Annotated in this window: 16 protein-coding genes and 1 pseudogene; 7 read left to right on the forward strand and 10 right to left on the reverse strand. The window is 55.0% G+C overall.

Annotation, left to right across the window (positions count from 1 at the left end; genetic code table 11):
* Positions 1–323: 323 nt before the first annotated feature.
* From ACZZ0G_RS01975 to ACZZ0G_RS01985, 3 genes and pseudogenes are all read right to left on the reverse strand, one after another.
* Entirely contained in the window at positions 324–1,199 is an 876-nt protein-coding gene (locus tag ACZZ0G_RS01975; RefSeq protein WP_463555120.1) for a hypothetical protein, read from the reverse strand.
* Positions 1,200–1,608: 409 nt separating this feature from the next.
* A complete protein-coding gene (locus ACZZ0G_RS01980) occupies positions 1,609–2,385 on the reverse strand; it encodes a zinc ribbon domain-containing protein (RefSeq protein ID WP_463555121.1) in 777 nt (258 codons plus the stop codon).
* Positions 2,386–2,629: 244 nt separating this feature from the next.
* Positions 2,630–2,806, reverse strand: a pseudogene (locus tag ACZZ0G_RS01985) (site-specific integrase); the annotation flags it as partial.
* 139 nt (positions 2,807–2,945) lie between these two features.
* Between ACZZ0G_RS01985 and dusA the strand changes: the two are divergent.
* Together dusA and ACZZ0G_RS01995 are read left to right on the forward strand one after the other, a co-directional pair.
* Entirely contained in the window at positions 2,946–3,920 is a 975-nt protein-coding gene (dusA, locus tag ACZZ0G_RS01990; protein ID WP_099756768.1) for a tRNA dihydrouridine(20/20a) synthase DusA, read from the forward strand.
* Positions 3,921–3,995: 75 nt separating this feature from the next.
* Positions 3,996–4,367 (forward strand): DUF2388 domain-containing protein, encoded by a 372-nt coding sequence (locus ACZZ0G_RS01995; protein WP_463555122.1) that lies wholly within the window; start codon positions 3,996–3,998, stop codon positions 4,365–4,367.
* Here the strand turns inward: ACZZ0G_RS01995 and ACZZ0G_RS02000 are convergent, their stop codons facing one another.
* Entirely contained in the window at positions 4,368–5,201 is an 834-nt protein-coding gene (locus ACZZ0G_RS02000; RefSeq protein WP_110720582.1) for an undecaprenyl-diphosphate phosphatase, read from the reverse strand. It abuts the gene before it with no gap.
* A gap of 505 nt (positions 5,202–5,706) precedes the next feature.
* Here ACZZ0G_RS02000 and ACZZ0G_RS02005 point away from each other — a divergent pair.
* From ACZZ0G_RS02005 to ACZZ0G_RS02015, 3 genes are all read left to right on the forward strand, one after another.
* Positions 5,707–6,447, forward strand: a complete 741-nt coding sequence (locus ACZZ0G_RS02005; RefSeq protein WP_463555123.1) for a winged helix-turn-helix domain-containing protein — start codon at positions 5,707–5,709, stop codon at positions 6,445–6,447.
* A gap of 279 nt (positions 6,448–6,726) precedes the next feature.
* Positions 6,727–7,359, forward strand: coding sequence for a winged helix-turn-helix domain-containing protein (locus ACZZ0G_RS02010; protein ID WP_463555124.1), 633 nt, complete (start codon positions 6,727–6,729; stop codon positions 7,357–7,359).
* 392 nt (positions 7,360–7,751) lie between these two features.
* On the forward strand, positions 7,752–9,146 hold the full coding sequence (locus ACZZ0G_RS02015) for an undecaprenyl-phosphate glucose phosphotransferase (RefSeq protein WP_007950006.1): 1,395 nt from the start codon (positions 7,752–7,754) through the stop codon (positions 9,144–9,146).
* 480 nt (positions 9,147–9,626) lie between these two features.
* On the opposite strand, the gene ACZZ0G_RS02020 is transcribed toward ACZZ0G_RS02015, so the two are convergent.
* The 6 genes from ACZZ0G_RS02020 to galE all read right to left on the reverse strand — a co-directional run bounded on the left by ACZZ0G_RS02020 (position 9,627) and on the right by galE (position 15,826).
* A complete protein-coding gene (locus ACZZ0G_RS02020) occupies positions 9,627–11,705 on the reverse strand; it encodes a YjbH domain-containing protein (RefSeq protein ID WP_463555125.1) in 2,079 nt (692 codons plus the stop codon).
* Positions 11,702–12,460, reverse strand: coding sequence for a capsule biosynthesis GfcC family protein (locus tag ACZZ0G_RS02025; protein WP_463558810.1), 759 nt, complete (start codon positions 12,458–12,460; stop codon positions 11,702–11,704). The genes ACZZ0G_RS02020 and ACZZ0G_RS02025 overlap by 4 nt, the downstream gene beginning before the upstream one ends.
* Positions 12,460–13,125, reverse strand: coding sequence for a YjbF family lipoprotein (locus tag ACZZ0G_RS02030; protein ID WP_463555126.1), 666 nt, complete (start codon positions 13,123–13,125; stop codon positions 12,460–12,462). The genes ACZZ0G_RS02025 and ACZZ0G_RS02030 overlap by 1 nt, the downstream gene beginning before the upstream one ends.
* 11 nt (positions 13,126–13,136) lie before the next feature.
* A complete protein-coding gene (locus ACZZ0G_RS02035) occupies positions 13,137–14,252 on the reverse strand; it encodes a polysaccharide biosynthesis/export family protein (protein ID WP_174244467.1) in 1,116 nt (371 codons plus the stop codon).
* 90 nt (positions 14,253–14,342) lie between these two features.
* Positions 14,343–14,579 carry a hypothetical protein gene (locus tag ACZZ0G_RS02040; RefSeq protein WP_007910552.1) on the reverse strand — a complete coding sequence of 79 codons (237 nt, stop codon included), beginning with the start codon at positions 14,577–14,579 and terminating at the stop codon, positions 14,343–14,345.
* Between the two features lie 230 nt (positions 14,580–14,809).
* Positions 14,810–15,826: a UDP-glucose 4-epimerase GalE gene (galE, locus tag ACZZ0G_RS02045; protein ID WP_463555127.1), complete on the reverse strand. Its 1,017-nt coding sequence runs from the start codon at positions 15,824–15,826 to the stop codon at positions 14,810–14,812.
* A gap of 391 nt (positions 15,827–16,217) precedes the next feature.
* On the opposite strand from galE, the gene galU reads away from it, so the two are divergent.
* The gene (gene galU, locus ACZZ0G_RS02050; RefSeq protein WP_463555128.1) at positions 16,218–17,051 is read left to right on the forward strand and encodes a UTP--glucose-1-phosphate uridylyltransferase GalU; all 834 of its coding nucleotides are present in this window, start codon (positions 16,218–16,220) and stop codon (positions 17,049–17,051) included.
* Positions 17,052–17,080: 29 nt separating this feature from the next.
* Positions 17,081–17,494: a mannose-1-phosphate guanylyltransferase gene (locus tag ACZZ0G_RS02055; protein ID WP_463555129.1), complete on the forward strand. Its 414-nt coding sequence runs from the start codon at positions 17,081–17,083 to the stop codon at positions 17,492–17,494.
* Positions 17,495–17,589 lie beyond the last annotated feature (95 nt).

A 17,589-nucleotide genomic window follows, 5' to 3' on the forward strand; every position in this document is an offset into this window, starting at 1 on the left:
CCACTGAATAGTTGCACTACTGCTCACTCTGCACTGACATGCACAGCTCTATTTGACGCGTTCGAAACCGTCGAGGATCTGGCAGAAGTGTACATGCCAGACTGCACGGGATCATCGCATACTAGCGCGACCAGAAAACCGGGGTAGAGAAAACGGTGACGACTGGTGACTACACTAAGCCCTAGCGCCTCCATTGCTGTACACCCTAAAAGATAGAAACGTGAATTATTTCCCGGGAATGGGAAAGTGGAGGAAATACTATATCGCCCCTATTTATCGCAATTAAAATCACTTCAAACCCACACCCGCTCCGCGCCGAATATCTATATATCGTGTTTGACCGGTTCAAATTTCACATTAACTTCAGCTCCCTCAAGCATCTCAGAAATTCTCGGACTATAAAACACACTATGCGATCCAAGAGAAACCTCATGACCACCATAAAAGCTTAGCGCCAAATAAAACCTCAAAACCAAAGCAGCAGTCTCAATAACATTATTGATATTTTCTTCAGCACCACGAACAACAGAGCCAAGTTTTTGTCCATCACATTCATAACCACAAAAAATCGATGGACTCAAACGGATAGTCAGAATATATTGAACCCTTTGAAGATCATAAAGAAAACTACCCAAATCAAAAGCACCGGAAAACACCTCTCCATTGCTTATGTTATTATCCATCCGTTGAAAACTATCACGCAACCTCACCCACCACTCACTTTGCTCCTGATCAAACTCTAAAGAATTGAAGCTATGCCTTGGAAAAAGCTTCATATAAAGATAACCAACATCAACCCGAACCGTGCATTTGACTCGATTATCAGACTCTACATCGCAAAAGTTTTCTACAAGCTTATAAAATCCTTCTCTATGCTTAAGAAAGTTCCCCACCCTATTATTTTTCACAGCTTCGTAGTATTGCTGATGTCCAATTCGGATTTGCACAAATGCTTCTTTCGATCGCTGAATTGCAGCGACCATAGCAACAAGCGGCAAGGAAAAACCTGAAATTGCAAGCGGAACCTTATACACCTCAATAAAATAATTAACACAATCAGACGCAAAGCAAATATCGCCCAGCGAAGAATTCACACCAATAATTATTCCTAGCACAAGCCCCAGACATATAGGCGTAGCGAGAGCCAACCAAAAAGAAACTGTTTGTGAAAGTGGCTTATGCTTAATCTCTTCTTTCAACAGATGCATCCTAGTTAATAACCTTATAGTTCGACCACAAGATTCATCGGTTTTTTTATCTTAAGGCCCCAGTAAGATACCGGCCCCCTACTTGAACTTGCCTTACTTCATAACTGCACAAACGCCTCTATGATCCTCAGCACGTCTTGGCGCTGCTGGTCGTCCTAGCTTCGCGAGAAGCTGCAAAAAGAGGTAAGGTTTTCCATCGTGCGTACTCCATTCCTTGTGATGGGCGGGGCGCCATTCGCAGCACCTGAACCGCCCGGGAGTCACCCATTCTCAGCACGTTTTTCTGTGCCACCAGCCCCACCAAATTATTTGGGTCCGGACTGAATGGGTGTCACCTCCCAGATGGCTACTCCCGTACCTATGCACCACATTGGAATGTAAGTAACAGTTGCGCCGGGTTTTACAGTACCGGACGCGGCGGCAGGGTCATGTAGACACCGTTCTCACCCCATCCCTGCAAATTCCCTTTTGCATCGACTATGTAGTACTCATTGAACATATTGTCTGGCTCATCTAGGCGTAGTTCACCATCAGCAAGCTTCTTTGCTCGATAGTTATATGTATTTTTCCCACCACTTGCAAAGATTTGGTCCATGGAATATTTGCCATCGCGTTTGTACAACACGACCAAATGACCAAGGGCTCCGTCGCGTAACCAGGAACCAAGGCGATCTGGATACTCCTTCAGGTCCAGCCCCTTCAGAGTTTCATAGTCCTGCGCGCTAAGGCCGATGAGCGAGCTTTTGTAGTCAGGGTCAAAACTGGCATTGGCCCAGTAGGCCTTGTCGTTTTGGCCTTCGATCCTGAAGCCGATGAATGTCGTCTTGGGCTTCGACTTTGTATCGGCGCGAACGGCCTTAGCCACTTCAGCCAGCTCCGCATCACTTACACCCTTGGGTAATACGACTTCAACTTTACGAGGTCGTCCCTCTTGGAAATCGTCTTTAGTGATCGTGTAAGCCTTGGTCGCAACACTCTGCGTTACCTTTTCGATAGGCTCGTCTTTGTTATCCCTTGAGCACATCGACACTGTCACAGCGATGATGATTACCAGAATGACAAACCCGCCGATCTTCTGGCCCAAGGTGACTCCCGGATCGGCAACGCCACAGCTGGGACAAACCTTCGCTGAAATATCTACTTTATGTTTGCAAGACTTGCAGGGCTTCAAAGCCATTTGAACCGCTCCTTTCTATATCCATGAAAAAGCCGGCCATCGTGGTCGGCGTATTGCGCCTACCCACCTGAGCAGTCATTGACCAGGTCAGCCGTTCTCCTTTTTCCCATCAATGCTCGCGGCTTTTGCAAAAGCCGAAACCATACGAGCAGCACCTCTCGATCCAAGTCCGTGATGTGCTGATAGAACTCAAGAAAATTTGCCGTGTCGGGAGCTTGCGCTCACCTTTACGCTGCGACCGCTAGATCGCACCTGGTTCATCCAGTTCCGTTTCACGCTTACGCGCCCAAGCCTGTACAGCGTGTTTCCGGGCGAAGGTCTGGCTCTCTTGGTAGACTTGCACTCCGTCACGCTTGATGCGGATCTGAGCGGTGTAGCTCACAGACCCATCCGCCAGTTTTCTTGCCCTGATAGCTGCCATATCGAAAGTGGTACGCGTCGGTTTTGGAGTGGTACATCGTACCACCGAGACCTGAAAAACGCCTGAAAACGCCCTAAAACACGCCGAAAACACGTTGAGTAAAATGGTACAGAATCAGAGCCTTAGCCCAGTAAAACCAATGCCTACGCTGTCTCGGCGCTTTAGTGTTGCACCCATGATGGATTGGACTGACCGCCATTGCCGTTTCTTCCTACGCCTCCTGTCGAAGAACGCACTCCTCTACACCGAAATGGTCACCACCGGCGCTCTCCTCAATGGCGATCACGAACGCTTCCTCCGTCACAACGAAGCCGAGCACCCTCTCGCCTTGCAACTCGGCGGTAGTGTTCCATTGGATCTGGCCGCCTGCGCGCGCATGGCTCAGGAACACGGCTACGACGAAGTAAACCTAAACGTCGGCTGCCCAAGCGATCGTGTGCAAAACAACATGATCGGCGCGTGCCTGATGGGTCACCCTCAACTGGTGGCGGATTGTGTGAAGGCAATGCAAGACGCGGTGTCGATTCCAGTAACGGTGAAGCATCGCATCGGCATCAACGGTCGGGACAGTTACGCGGAGCTGTGTGATTTCGTCGGTACCGTGCGCGATGCCGGTTGCACCAGTTTTACCGTGCATGCGCGGATTGCGATTCTGGAGGGGTTGTCGCCGAAGGAGAATCGTGACATTCCGCCTTTGCGCTATGACGTCGCGGCGCAGCTGAAGGCGGATTTTCCGGCGTTGGAGATTGTGCTGAATGGCGGGATCAAGACGATGGAGGCTTGCCATGAACATTTGCAGACCTTTGACGGGGTGATGTTGGGGCGTGAGGCTTATCACAATCCGTATTTGCTGGCGGAGGTGGATCAGCAGTTGTTTGGCAGTTCGGCGCCGGTGATCAGTCGGGCTGAGGCGTTGGCGCAGTTGCGTCCTTATATAGCCGAGCATTTGCTGGCGGGTGGGGCGATGCATCACATCACGCGCCATGTGTTGGGCCTGGGCACGGGGTTCCCGGGGGCACGGAAATTCCGTCAGTTGTTGTCGGTGGATATTCACAAGGCCAAGGATCCGTTGGCGTTGCTGGATCAGGCGGCTGAGTTGCTTGAAGGTCGTTGATTGAAGTTTTGAGTGTGCGGGTGACGCATGAGCGTTGCCCGGTGTTTTGTTGTACTGACAGGATGTCTTTTGTTTATGCCCGCGTTTACTTTTTCTGCTTTCAAGCGTTTCACCCTCCTCGCTTTGTTCAGCTTCACTTCCGACGTTTATGCGCACTGCGATGGCTTTTGCATGGGCCGTACCGATACGCCGTGGGAGGTCACGCAGTTTTCCGGCTTCACCTTGGTGTCTTTAATCCTCGCACCTATTTCGTCTAGCCAGGAAACGACCGACAGTCACAAGCGTGTTTACTCTGCTGAAGAACAGGAAGACGCGCGACTCTATCTCGCCAGCGACGGAATGCTGCAGGCCGCGTATTTCACCTCGGCCTTGCAGCGCTACCGCCAGGAGTCGCCGGTTTCGGCATTAAACGATCTCGCCGTGGCGGCGTTGATCAGCGTTCAGTGATCAGGCCGCCGCTGCGGCGGTCCAGTTGACCCAGCCAAACAGCCAAGTCGCCAGAATCAATAAACCAAACGCGATCCGATACCAGGCGAACGCGGCATAGCTGTGGTTGGCAATAAACTTGAGCAAGCCGCGCACGGCGATCATCGCGAAGATGAAGGCAGTGACGAAGCCGAGGGCAAAGACTGGCAAGTCGTTGGGCTGGAACAGGTCGCGGTATTTGTAGCCGGAGTACACGGCGGCGCCGACCATGGTGGGCATGGCGAGGAAGAACGAGAACTCGGTGGCGGCTTTGCGCGACAGGCCGAAGAGCAGACCGCCGATGATGGTCGAGCCGGAGCGTGAGGTGCCGGGAATCATCGCCAGGCATTGTACGAATCCGACTTTCAGTGCGTGGGACCAGCGCATGTCGTCGACGTGTTCGACGCTGATCACATGGCTGCGCTGTTCGGCCCACAGCATGATGATGCCGCCGACGACCAATGCCACGGCGACGGTAATCGGGTTAAACAGGTATTCGTGGATGGCGTCGGCAAACAATACGCCCAAGACCACGGCGGGCAGAAAGGCGATCAGCAAGTTGAGGGTGAAACGTTGAGCATTGCGTTGAGTTGGCAGGCCTTTGACGATTTCAAAGATCTTCGGTCGAAACTCCCAGACGACGGCAAGAATGGCACCCAGTTGAATAATGATGTTGAACGCCATGGCGCGTTCACCGCCGAATTCCAGCAGGTCGGCGACGATGATCTGGTGGCCGGTACTCGAGATCGGCAAGAACTCGGTCAGGCCTTCTACCGCACCTAATATCAACACCTGGAAAAGGGTCCAGAAATCCATTAATCCTCCGTCAGAGCGCTCTTGATGAGCGACCGGGTAATAACACTCAGGGGTTGAGTATCTGCAGTGAGACCATTGACATACATAAACGCAAAAGTTCAGCAGCCAAGAAGATTACGTCTTATTAAAAGACACACTCAAGCCATGTTAGTAATCGTCGGCTGACGAACTACGCAGGAAATATTTAGGCCTTCTTGCAGAAAAAAGTTGCTCTGCCAATAAAGTGTGATCAATATCACATTATTCCGAGATGGCCAGACAGTGGCAATTGGACATAGACAAAGCTATCGCATTCACCTCAAAATAGTGGCACCATTGCATATCGCCACCATCTAAGCAGTAGTTCACCCCTCCGAGAAAATCAACTAAAAGCTTGAAAAGCTTAATTATTGTTAGAAAACTCGCGAGACACGTCTAAAATCCGCGCAAATGTTACCAATTGTCAGTCACAGATGAGAACCGGTGCTTTAACATCCCGATGTCAGCACTTAATTCGAGTCAATGCATGATGCTCTCAGGGAACTTAGCGACTAGAAGTCCGCGCCCGACAAACGACGAACCTGGTGTTCTTACTCTGGGTCGTACCCGTGGCGTGGCTGAACATTTCAAAGCGCTAGTCGCCCAGCATTTACGCACTGATATGGCGCTCGAAGCCGATGCGTACACTAGTTCATATCAGTTGAATGAACAGTCTGGTTCGTATCGAGCGATCTTCCTGGTTATCGACAGCCCACAGGCCCTCGAAGACAATCTGGCGCTGGTCGAGAACCTGCGCAGCGACAACTTGAAGCCGATCATTTGCGCGGTCATCACCGGTCGCGGCGCCTTCAACAAGATCAAATATTATCTGGCTGGCGCGGATGTTTGTATCAAGCTCAATACCCTTTCCGACGATGGCGCCGAGTTGCTGGGCGAGTTCTTCAACAGTGAAGAATGGCAACGGGATATCAATCTGACACTTGATCCGACGCGTATCTGCCTGACGGACGCCAGCAAGAAACTCGATATCTCGTTTGCGGAAATGAAGATCCTCGAAGCCTTCGCGCAAACCAGCAATCACATCCTGAGCCATGATGAAATCGCCAGCATCATGGGCCTCAACAGCAATTTCTACGACCCTCGAGCGCTGGAAAAATCAATCAGTCGCTTGCGTGGAAAAATCAAGGACATGTATGGTACAAACGCGATTCAGAGCATTCGCGGCTATGGCTATCGCCTGCTGCGGGGTCTGATATCGACTGCCTGAGTCTCGGGCAGCCTTCCCTTTTGCATACGTACGAAGGATCGTCTGATGCAACCATATAGCTCCCGTTCTGCTTCACGCCTGTTTCAAATCAAGCAATTGAATGAGCGCGACAACACGCCCCATAACAATAAAACTCCATAACATAGCAGCAGATCGAGTGGAATTTATCGAGGGCCAATCTTGGGCCCAGACCCTGCCTATCGATTACTTCCGAGGAAGTCATTGCTCGCCTGCCGATTTTTCTTTTAGCCAATTTTGGTGTGTATTTAGGAGAGAGACATGGAAACTAGTACAACCCTCCCAAGGAAATATTTTGTTGTCGTGACTCACAGTACAACGTCGCAACGTGAACTGGAGAGCATCCTGTCCAGGGAACGCTTCAACTCGTTTGAAGGGGTTGATTCGCCCTCTTCCGCTCCAATGGTGATGGAGTTCACATATCCAAACATCAGTCGAAAAAATGTTGCGCGCAGTATTGAACACGATACTCAGCGGATATTGGCCACACTTGAGTCCGAATGGCTGGCAGCGCAATCGGCCAATCCCTTCCAGAATGCCCCGGCGATAACTGCGGAAACCCGCAATATGCCGCCTGCCATTGAAGGTGACATGCCTGGCAATGAAACCTGGCATCTTGACCATGATCAGGGGGCACTGGTCAAAGAAGGTGTCGAAATCAGCCTGACCGGCCTTGAAACTGCACTGGTCCGCAAAATGCTCAGCCATGAAGAGCGCGTTGTCAGTCGTGACGAGCTGATTCTCAGCATCGGTCGAGAACCGGAACAATATCGCGGCCTGGAAATGTGCCTGAGTCGCCTGCAAGACAAATTCAAAAGCGCCAGTAATGGTGAGCGACTGTTTCGTGCCGTCAGAAACCGCGGTTATTGCCTGATTCAGGAAATCGTCGCGTAACCCCGCAAGACTTCCACGAACAGAACAAACAGACAAAAGTGCGATTACAAAAACAACAAGAGCACTCTGTTTGGCTTCATCTTCCTCCCTGAATTAACAATTCCCTGCCTCCACCCTTCCAACAGTAACAAATACAACATACTTTATTCACCCCTCGCTCTACGACCTTTTCTAACACCCTTCTATTTAATTATTAAAAAGTTGGCACTGTGCCATCTTGTTAGAACTCGTCAGACACCATTCCAGCCAATAACTTAGTCTATTGACTGACGACAGTTCGGCATATCGATGTTGTTACCTCAGGACACTCGTTAGAACAAAAACAATAAGTCTGCATAACAACTCGGTTTTCAACTGTTGAAACCTGAATGGACGTCTTTTGGGGATACCGTATGGATCTTTCTTTAAGTATCAATCGAAGCACAGGCCTCAAGGGACTGACCTTTTGGGGCCAATGGGCGCTGGCACAAGGCTTTGTGGTGACGCTGTTGTTCATACTCGCCGAGCAGCACACCGGGACGGTCGCGTTTTACTACCGGATGTGTGCAACCCTGGCGGTACTGGCGTCAGTGCCGGCTTATACGTTTAGCGGTGTTTATCGCAAACGTGACAACTACCTGACCGGTCTCGGTCGACTGTTCATGGGTTGGTCGATGACCATGGCGGCGCTGGCGTGCATCGCCTTTGTCTGCCAGGCCGATGAGCTGTTTTCGCGGCAGGTGATTCTGAGCTGGGCGGTGTATGGCTTCCTCGGTCAGGCGTTTCTCTACGCTCCGCTGCATGCGTTTTCCAAGTACTACCAGCGTTCGCGTAAAAGCGAACACAAGACGCTGATCGTCGGCACTGGCGAGCTGGCGTTGGGTCTGGCGAAGAAGCTCAGCCAACTGGAAAACCTGCCATTGGTAGGTTTGGTCAGCAATGGTGATGTGTCTGCGCTGGGTTCGGATGCACCGCGCGTGGTCGGCGATCAGGAGCAGTTGCTGGAGCTGATTGAGGCGCATGACATCCGTCGCTTGTACATCACCCTGCCGTTGTGCGAAGCCGCGAAAATCGAGGCGATTTATGGTGACTTGCTAGGGGCCAACGTTGATGTGGTGTGGGTGCCGGACTTGAACAGTCTGACGCTGCTCAATCACTCCGTGAAGGTTGTGGACGGTCTGCCGGCGATCTATTTAAACGAAAGCCCGCTGACCAGCCGCCCTACTGCGGCTTTGAGCAAGAGTCTGGTCGAGAAAACCGTGGCGTTTCTGGCGATCATCGCGCTGAGCCCGATCCTGCTGATCATTGCGCTGGCAGTGAAGATCAACTCGCCCGGCCCAGTGTTTTTCAAGCAGGATCGTCATGGCTGGAACGGCAAGGTGATCAAGGTCTGGAAGTTCCGCTCGATGCGTGTTCACGATGACCGTGACGTGAAGCAGGCCAGCCGTAATGACTCGCGCATTACCGCAGTCGGTCGCTTTATTCGCCGCACTTCGCTGGATGAGCTGCCGCAACTGTTCAACGTGTTGCAGGGGCATATGGCCCTGGTCGGCCCTCGCCCGCATGCTGTCGCGCACAACAACTACTACTCGGGGAAAATCCTCGCGTACATGGCGCGTCACCGGATTAAACCGGGGATCACCGGGCTGGCCCAGATCAGCGGCTGCCGCGGTGAGACGGACACCATCGACAAGATGCAGAAGCGCGTGGAGATTGACCTGCAGTACATCAACAGTTGGTCGTTGTGGCTGGATCTGAAGATCCTGGTGAAGACGCCGTTTACGTTGCTGTCGAAGGATATTTACTGAGGTTCGAAGCTGCATACCGCAAGGGGACGAAAGTCCCCTTTTTTGTGTCTGGGATTTGGCGCTGGCATTGACTGATCGGCAGACGCAAAACTGTGGGAGCGAGCTTGCTCGCGAAAGCGGTGGGTCAGGCAACTAGGATGCTGACTGTGCTGACGCCTTCGCGAGCAAGCTCGCTCCCACAGGGATTCGGGATTGCTCCAGGATTTTGGATGCGACAAATAACCAATGTGGGAGCGAGCTTGCTCGCGAAAGCGGTGGGTCAGGCAACTAGGATGCTGACTGTGCTGACGCCTTCGCGAGCAAGCTCGCTCCCACAGGGATTCGGGATTGCTCCAGGATTTTGGATGCGACAAATAACCGATGTGGGAGCGAGCCTGCTCGCGAAAGCGGTGGGTCAGGCAACAATAATGCTGACTGTGCCGACGCTATCGCGAGCAGGCTCGCTCCCACTGGTTTGCGGGGTGTTCGGGAGATCCGCGCTTACTCCGTGATCTTCTCGAAATTACGATAGAACATATCCCCTTCCCGGCTATCGGTCATCGAGTGCAGTTGGTAGCTGCGGCTCAGTCGCGCACCACCGTCACGGGTCAGCGGGGCCCAGACCAGGTTGGCGCGGCGCATGGTCGACATGCTCATCATTTCGTCGAACGGTATCGACAGGTAGATGCCTTTGTCGAAACTACCTTCGCCGTATTCAGCACTGCCCGCCGTGGTGATCGTCGCCCATGCACCAAAGCGCACACCATTGAAGAACTCGCGCGAGATGTCCACGGTGCCACCCCAATCCCCAGCCAGATAACGCCCGACGCTCACCGCCGCCAACGTATCGAACGGTAAATCGGTATACGCCGTGACATGCCCGGTCACCACCGAGTAATCGCGCAGGGCAAAACCCTGATCGAAATCACGCTGACGCACCCAGTTCAGATCCGCGCCCACCGACCAGCGCTCACCGGTCGGGCGGAACAGCACCTCACCGCCGACACCGGCAAACATCGACTCCAGATAACCGCCATACACCATGCCATACCAGTCTTTGTCCAACTGCTCGGCATGGCTGACCTGGAACAACGGCATGGTCGTGTTAGACGTGGTCAGGTACTGACGCAAATCCGTGCGCACACGCGGCAGACCGCTCGGCGCGTCGTAGGTGAATTTGTCGAAGTTGTTGGCCAGGTTGGCACTGAGCAAACCGCTCCACCAGGTGTTGCGGTTAAAGCGGTATTCGGCGTCGGCATCAGCGCTCAATTGATAGAGCAAGCCATCCGGGCCGCCGACGTTCTGCTTGAAGCCCAGCCCGACGCCATAGCTGAAATGCTGCGGTGCTTCGGTGTAGAGGGTTTTCTCGTTGTGCGGCATCGCCGGGTTGATCTCGGTGGTGCGGTGCAGCGACTCAAGTGGCTCTTCGTTGTTGATCACTTCGCGGAAGGTCTGGCGCGGCACACTGGTTTCTTCCAGCGGCAAGTCGTAGCGCTTGTTGACCACGGTGAACCAGTCGATGTCGTCGTTAACGCTGTTGTCGAGAATCCGGCTCGCCCGCCCGACAGCCTTGGACGAATGGAAGTAGCGCTGCTGCTCGCCATACACAATCAGCTCGGAATCACGCTGGGTGATGCGCTCGACCTTGTAGCCGGCATTCTGCTGCAAACGCTGCGAGACGTTAGCCCAGTTGACCTGATCCATCGCTGTGGTCGGCATCTTCGCCGGCAGCGGTTCCGGGGTCGGGTCGTAAGTCTTCGCCGGTGCCTTGCGGCTGACAAAATTGGTGTGAAAGGTCACGCCAAACATCGCCGTATTACCGCGTTCCCACGCCGCGCTGACATCGACCGAGTCGGTGACTTTGAACACCGCGCCGAGGTTGATCGGCGAGTCCTGTTTGATCTCATTGTCCTTCGGCTCGTTTTTGTAATCGTTGCCTTCGTATTCGAGTTTCAGGCTGAGGCGATCCCACGGCGTCTGATAGCTCACACCACCGAAGAACGACGGCCGGCCACGAAAGTAAGAACCCGAGTTGACGTCACCGGTGCCTTCAAGAGCCGGCCGGGTATCAAAGCGATCGCTGACGTAGCCCAGCGGGTTGTCGAGATCGCCGCGATTACCGAGGTAACCCCAGGCAATCCCGGCGCTGAAATCGAAGTTGTCGTAGCGCTTGTTGGCGACGAAAAACTCACTGGAGAACAAACCCGTACCGCCGACGTCTCGGAAGCCCAGCGCCACATCGGGCAGCCAGTGGCTCTCCTGCCACAGCCGGACTTTGACGTCGACCGCCTTATCCTTATAGCTTTGACTGCCGCTGAGGGCCTCCGAGCCGTACGGCCGGTTGGTGATCGCGGTGTAGCGAAACGAGCCTTCGAGCCAGTCCAGCGGCTGCAACGACACGCTGTAGCGGCTGTACGGATCGGTGCGGTTGGCGTTGACGCTCAACTCGCCGGCCGGGGCCATGCGCGCGGTCGGCGTCTGCAACAGACCGGTGCCACCGAAGTCATTCTGGGTAATGCGCGGCTCGGCATGCGCCAGACCGCAGGGCAATAACAATACAGCTGCGAAACGTAACTTCAACGAACCACCTCGGCCAGCTGCGTGGCAATGAATTCGGCCAACTGCTGATTCAGTTCAGGAAGAGGCGGATCAAGATCATCATTTTTCAACGGCACCAGAATCTTGCTGCCGGCCACCGGAAACTGCCCGGACTCGCGATTCCAGTGCGCGATGCCGACGCGTCGCGACACGCCGTTGGGCTGGATCAGCCACAGGTAATCGGCTTCGGCATCGCTCAGGATCGAACAGCCTTGCAAGTACTCACGCGCCTCCTGCAACGGCTGATACGGCAAGTGGCACGGCTCGGCGACCGCGCCCAACACTTGCACTTCATCGACGCGCTTCGGATAAACCAGACGATCACCGTCGTCGAGGCGAATGTTGCGCGCGAAGCCGACTTCCAGCGCCACCGGGTCGAGATCGGCGATCTGCCGTCCGGTCACCGGCATCCGCCGCACTTCTTCGGCAATGCGCTGCGCCAGCGCTGCACGACTCGGCAGGTCGAACAGCATCGACATGCGTTGCAGCACATCCAGATCAAACAGCACACCGACCTTGAGCCGTGTCTGCTCCTCAATCAGCGACTGCCGCAGCAAGCCGCCCGCCAGCCAGTAGCCTTCGGCATTCGGCACGGCTTCGCCGATCACGTCGAGCAAACGCCCGTTGGGTGGCAGCGGGATCGCCCCGGGATTGGCGATATCGCCCGACACCGTGACGGCCGCCTGACTCACACTCGCGATCAGCATCAAACTCGCCGACAACATTTTCAGGCGCATCACGGCAGGTGCCTGCGATCAGGGGTCAGTTGCACAACCTTGACGCGCAGTTGCGTCGTCAGTTGCTGCTCGCTCTGCAAAATGAAACCGTCACGCGGGTCAACCCAGTAACGATTGGTCGCGCTCAGGCCAATGGCCGGGGCGTCAATGTGTTCATCGACACGCAGCACGGTGTATTTCTTGTCGAGAATCTGCAGGGTCTGTTCCGAGCGGCGGGAGAAGCGGCTGTTGACGATCACCCCGACTTCCTGGCCCTTATAGAGGTCGATCCAGCGCCGCGTGGTGAAACCGTCCGCGACGTGATGCAGGCCTTGCTTGAACGGCGCGTCATCGGCCAACCGCGTGCCATCCAGATCGCCTTCCAGGCCCAAACCAATGGTGCGCACAGCGAGGCCATTGCGCAGCAGCAGCACTTGCTTGCCGGATGCGACCCAGAACTGCAGGTCTTCGCGCTCACGCACCAGCGCCAGCACCCCGGAGCCGGAGGGCGTGGTCAGTTTCAGTTGCGGGTAGTTGACCCCGGCCACTTCGGCCGCCGACACGTCGACTTCATCGGGGCCGACCACTGCGGCTTTGAGGTTGTTCAACGAAGCGCTCATCAGCGGGTTACAGCCACACAGCAACGAGGCCGCCATCAGGCACAGGCCAACTTTCAGAATGTTCAAAGTCGGCGACCTTATTTGCTGTTGTTACTGTATTCGCTCCAGTTCTTCGCAGCGGAAGCGCCAGTGCCGACAATCGATGCCGACGGCACCAACTGGCTGATCAGACGGTTCCAGCGAGTCACGTTGGCAGGCCCGACATACACCACGTCCTGCGGGCGGACTTCGAAGTGCGAAGCGAGCGCCATGGCGGTCGGCGATTCGGCTTCCAGCTGGTAGATCTTGGCCGGCTCGACATCGAGGTTTTCCACACCACGAATGACGTAGACCGCGTTGCCATTGGAGGTGGTCTGGGCCAGGCCACCGACCGAACCGAGCACGTCGGTGAGGTTCATCGTCGCGGTCTTGAAACTCAGCGCGCGCGGCTGATTGACCTCGCCCATTACGTAGATGCGCTTGTTGTCGTTGTACGGCAGATACAGCTGATCGCCGCCCTTGAGGTAGACATTCTGCAACTCGGAATCCTGCTGATTGAGCGAGTCGAGATTGAGCGGATAAGTGCGACCCTTACGCGTCAGCAGCAGCCCGGACAAATCGGCGTTGTTGGTGTCGATGCCGGCCGAACCGAGGGCTTCGACCACGCTTAGCGGATTGGTGGAAATCGCTTGCGGGCCGGCCTTGGTGACCGCGCCGGTGACCACGACTTTCTGGCTGGCGAAACGCAACACCGCGACATCGACTTGCGGCTCGGCGATGAACGCCGACAGCCGCTGTTCGATGTCCGAGCGCAGTTGCTGGATGGTCCGGCCGGTGGCCTGGACTTCCTTGATGAACGGGTAATACAGCGTGCCGTCGGAGCGTACCAGTCGGCCGTTGGCATCGATCTGTTGTTGCGCGCCGGACGGGGCCGTCAGCTCAGGGTGATCCCACACGGTGATGTACAAGACATCATTGTTGCCGATGCGGTATTCGGCCGGGGTCGCCAACAGCTCCGGCGGCAACGACTCACGCTTTTGCGTGGCGCGGTTCATGGCGATCAGCTTGGGCGTGATCGGGATCAGCTCGACCCGGCTGCTTTCGCTGGCACCCTGGCGGGTGATGTCACTGGTGCTGAGGTATTGACCGGGGGAAAACATGCAACCTTGCAAAGCGAGACTTGCCAACATTAAAAGATAAACACTACGAGTCATAATGGCACTACGCTATTCAAGGGCGAATCCAAAAACAAAGTCACCCGACTTGCGTCGGGCGACCTTGTACTGCACTAACAGAACTTCCTGTTAGTTATGCGTGCCGGTTGTACCGGTGGTACCCGTCGTACCGGTGGTACCGCCGTTGGCACTGCCACCGCTGTTAGACGCCGCTACAGCACTGGCAACCATTGCAGTACTGGCTGCGGGCGCTTGAGAAGCCGCCACGTTGCCACCTACATTGGTTACCGCTGTCAGCGGTGCTTCAGCGGCGGCAGCCCAGTTGCTCAACATCGTCAACAGGGCAACTGCCATCACTTTTTTCATATCAACTCCTTTCTAACATTCGACCTGTTAAAAAACCGGTCTGAGTTAGCGGTGGTGAGTTCAAGTCCGCAAAAAGCGCGAACATGATCCGTCGTTCTTTCACAGTCTTACCCAACTGATAAAAGTCGAACGGCAGGTTTATATCTACGGACTTGCAAAAGGCATTGCCAGTGTAATTTCCCGACGTTATCTAACAAGCTGACTGAAAATAACATTGGACTAAATGGCCATCATCGCGAGTAGCCTTGGGGATGGTTCGATTGCCAGCGCCAAGTGTCAGTCACCATGTCCTGCAAGTTGCGCGTGGCTTTCCAGCCAAGTTCCTTCGCAGCCTTGGAGGCGTCGGCCCAGCTCTCGGCAATATCCCCGGAGCGTCGCGGCATCATCCGGTACGGCACTGGTTGCCCGCAGGCCTGTTCGAAGGCGTGGAGCACCTGCAGAACGCTGTAGCCATCGCCAGTGCCAAGGTTCCAGGTATGAATGCCAGTGCGTTCGGAGATCGATTGCAACGCCTTCAAGTGCCCGTCCGCCAGATCGACGACGTGGATGTAATCGCGCACACCGGTGCCATCGACGGTTGGGTAATCGTTGCCGAAGATCGACAATTCCTGAAGGCTTCCGACCGCGACCTGGCTGATGTAAGGCACCAGATTATTGGGGATGCCGTTGGGGTCTTCGCCCATGTGGCCGCTGTCGTGCGCGCCGATCGGGTTGAAGTAGCGCAGCAAGGCGATGCTCCAGCGCGGCTCGGCCAGGCTCAGGTCACGCAGAACATTCTCGACGATCAGCTTGGACTGGCCGTAGGGATTGGTCGGATTGCCGGTGGGGAAATCCTCGCGGATCGGCATCTGCTCAGGCTCGCCGTACACCGTGGCCGAGGAGCTGAACACCAGCCGGAACACCCCCGCCGCCGCCATCGCCTGGCACAGATTGATGCTGCCGCTGACGTTGGTTTCGTAGTACTCGAGCGGCTTGCGCACGCTTTCGCCGACCGCTTTCAGGCCAGCAAAATGCAGTACCGCTTCGATGTTGTGCTCGCGGAAGATCCGGTCAAGCAGTGCCCGGTCACAGACATCGCCGCGAATCATCCAGGCACTCTTGCCGCATATGCCCTCAACGGCGTGCAACGCGGCTTCACTGCTGTTGCAAAGATTATCCAGTACGACAACTTCATAACCTGCTTCGAGCAGCGCAAGTGTGGTGTGCGAGCCGATATAACCGGCACCACCCGTTACCAGAATCTTCATAGTTCGATCCGTCTTTGGATGAGTGACAAGTAGCGTGTCAAGCCTGTTTTATTGAAGATGTGTCACAATCCACACAAACAGGCGACAACAACCGAAAACAAAACTAGTTCAATGACTGGCAATAAATATTTTTGCAGGTCACACTGTATTGCCCCGCTACTTATTAGCACTCCCTGTGCACTCATCACTATCAACAGATACCGACTAAAAATAACCAATAACGCACTTACCGACATCTCATAACATTGTCGTGTTTTACCGTCACTCGCATTTGCCATTAATAACCTGACTCAGGTATTAAAGTAAGCCTTCAATCCAACATTGAACTTGTACGCCCGTTATTAGTGCGCGCATCTGTCGCCTGTGTTCCATGACTGTCCAGGATACTTTTATGATTCGTAAATGTTTGTTCCCCGCTGCCGGCTATGGCACGCGTTTCTTGCCGGCCACCAAAGCCATGCCGAAAGAGATGCTGCCGATCGTCAACAAGCCGTTGATCGAATACGCCGTTGAAGAAGCACGGGACGCCAGTCTGCAACACATGGCCATCGTCACCGGCCGCGGCAAGCGTGCGCTGGAAGACCATTTCGACATCAGCTACGAACTCGAACACCAGATCCGTGGCACCGAGAAAGAGAAATTCCTCGCCGGCACCCGCGAGCTGATCGATACCTGCACCTTCTCCTACACCCGTCAGGTGGAAATGAAAGGCCTGGGCCACGCGATTCTCAGCGGTCGTCCGCTGATCGGCGACGAACCGTTTGCCGTGGTGCTGGCCGATGACCTGTGCCTGAACCTCGAAGGCGATGGCGTACTCAGCCAGATGATCCAGCTGTACAAGAAATTCCGCTGCTCGATCGTCGCGATTCAGGAAGTCCCTGCCGACCAGACTCACAAGTACGGTGTGATCGCTGGTGAGCTGATTTCCGACGGCATCTACCGGGTCAACAACATGGTGGAAAAACCAGCGCCGCAAGACGCGCCGTCGAACCTGGCGATCATCGGTCGCTACATCCTCACGCCGGATATTTTCGACCTGATCGCCGACACCCAGCCAGGCAAGGGCGGCGAGATCCAGATCACCGACGCGCTGATGAAACAGGCACAGAACGGTTGCGTGCTGGCCTACAAATTCAAAGGCCTGCGCTTTGATTGCGGTGATGCCGAAGGTTACTTGCAGGCGACCAACTTCTGCTACGAAAACGTCTATCTCAAGGGCCGCTGAGACGGCTCCCCCCACCCGACGAGGCCACCATGAACATTGCACAACATTCCGTAGAGATTGAACGCGAGGTGGGTAACCTCGGGGTGATGAGTTGGTTGTCCCGCCATCAGCCGTTGCCCAGCGCCAATGAATCCTGGCTGGGAACGATTCTGCTGGTGGAGCGGATCGGCGTGTTTCCGGCGTCCGGTGATATCCGCCGGCCGCTGCGCGATCCCTATCCCCTGCTCGCTCACCTGAAAAAGCTGTATGGCGCGCAGGCGCTGGAAATGGATGACCGTGACGGGCTGAAAGTGATCTTCAGCGACTGGCGCTTTCGCGTGCGGATTTGCTGCAACGATCCGGCGATCATCATCAATGTTGAGACTCGGTGCGATACGCGGCTGATGCCGCAGAAGCTTGCGGAATTGCTTGAGCAGGTCGACAGTTTCACACCGGACGCCTGATCGTTCCCACGCTCCGCGTGGGAATGCCGCCCGGGACGCTCCGCGTCCCTTCGCTGAGTGACGCAGAGCGTCACAGGATGCATTCCCACGCGGAG

The sequence above is a fragment of the Pseudomonas sp. AC169 genome (genome assembly GCF_979258515.1).

What these genes read in the sequence shown, in the direction of transcription:
- galU (WP_463555128.1), top strand. Translation starts at nt 16,218, where the DNA reads ATGATTCGTAAATGTTTGTTCCCCGCTGCCGGCTATGGCACGCGTTTC.
- ACZZ0G_RS02025 (WP_463558810.1), bottom strand. Translation starts at nt 12,460, where the DNA reads ATGCGCCTGAAAATGTTGTCGGCGAGTTTGATGCTGATCGCGAGTGTG.
- ACZZ0G_RS01980 (WP_463555121.1), bottom strand. Translation starts at nt 2,385, where the DNA reads ATGGCTTTGAAGCCCTGCAAGTCTTGCAAACATAAAGTAGATATTTCA.
- ACZZ0G_RS02005 (WP_463555123.1), top strand. Translation starts at nt 5,707, where the DNA reads ATGATGCTCTCAGGGAACTTAGCGACTAGAAGTCCGCGCCCGACAAAC.
- ACZZ0G_RS02000 (WP_110720582.1), bottom strand. Translation starts at nt 5,201, where the DNA reads ATGGATTTCTGGACCCTTTTCCAGGTGTTGATATTAGGTGCGGTAGAA.
- ACZZ0G_RS02055 (WP_463555129.1), top strand. Translation starts at nt 17,081, where the DNA reads ATGAACATTGCACAACATTCCGTAGAGATTGAACGCGAGGTGGGTAAC.
- ACZZ0G_RS02010 (WP_463555124.1), top strand. Translation starts at nt 6,727, where the DNA reads ATGGAAACTAGTACAACCCTCCCAAGGAAATATTTTGTTGTCGTGACT.
- ACZZ0G_RS02015 (WP_007950006.1), top strand. Translation starts at nt 7,752, where the DNA reads ATGGATCTTTCTTTAAGTATCAATCGAAGCACAGGCCTCAAGGGACTG.
- ACZZ0G_RS01995 (WP_463555122.1), top strand. Translation starts at nt 3,996, where the DNA reads ATGCCCGCGTTTACTTTTTCTGCTTTCAAGCGTTTCACCCTCCTCGCT.
- ACZZ0G_RS02035 (WP_174244467.1), bottom strand. Translation starts at nt 14,252, where the DNA reads ATGACTCGTAGTGTTTATCTTTTAATGTTGGCAAGTCTCGCTTTGCAA.
- ACZZ0G_RS02040 (WP_007910552.1), bottom strand. Translation starts at nt 14,579, where the DNA reads ATGAAAAAAGTGATGGCAGTTGCCCTGTTGACGATGTTGAGCAACTGG.
- dusA (WP_099756768.1), top strand. Translation starts at nt 2,946, where the DNA reads ATGCCTACGCTGTCTCGGCGCTTTAGTGTTGCACCCATGATGGATTGG.
- galE (WP_463555127.1), bottom strand. Translation starts at nt 15,826, where the DNA reads ATGAAGATTCTGGTAACGGGTGGTGCCGGTTATATCGGCTCGCACACC.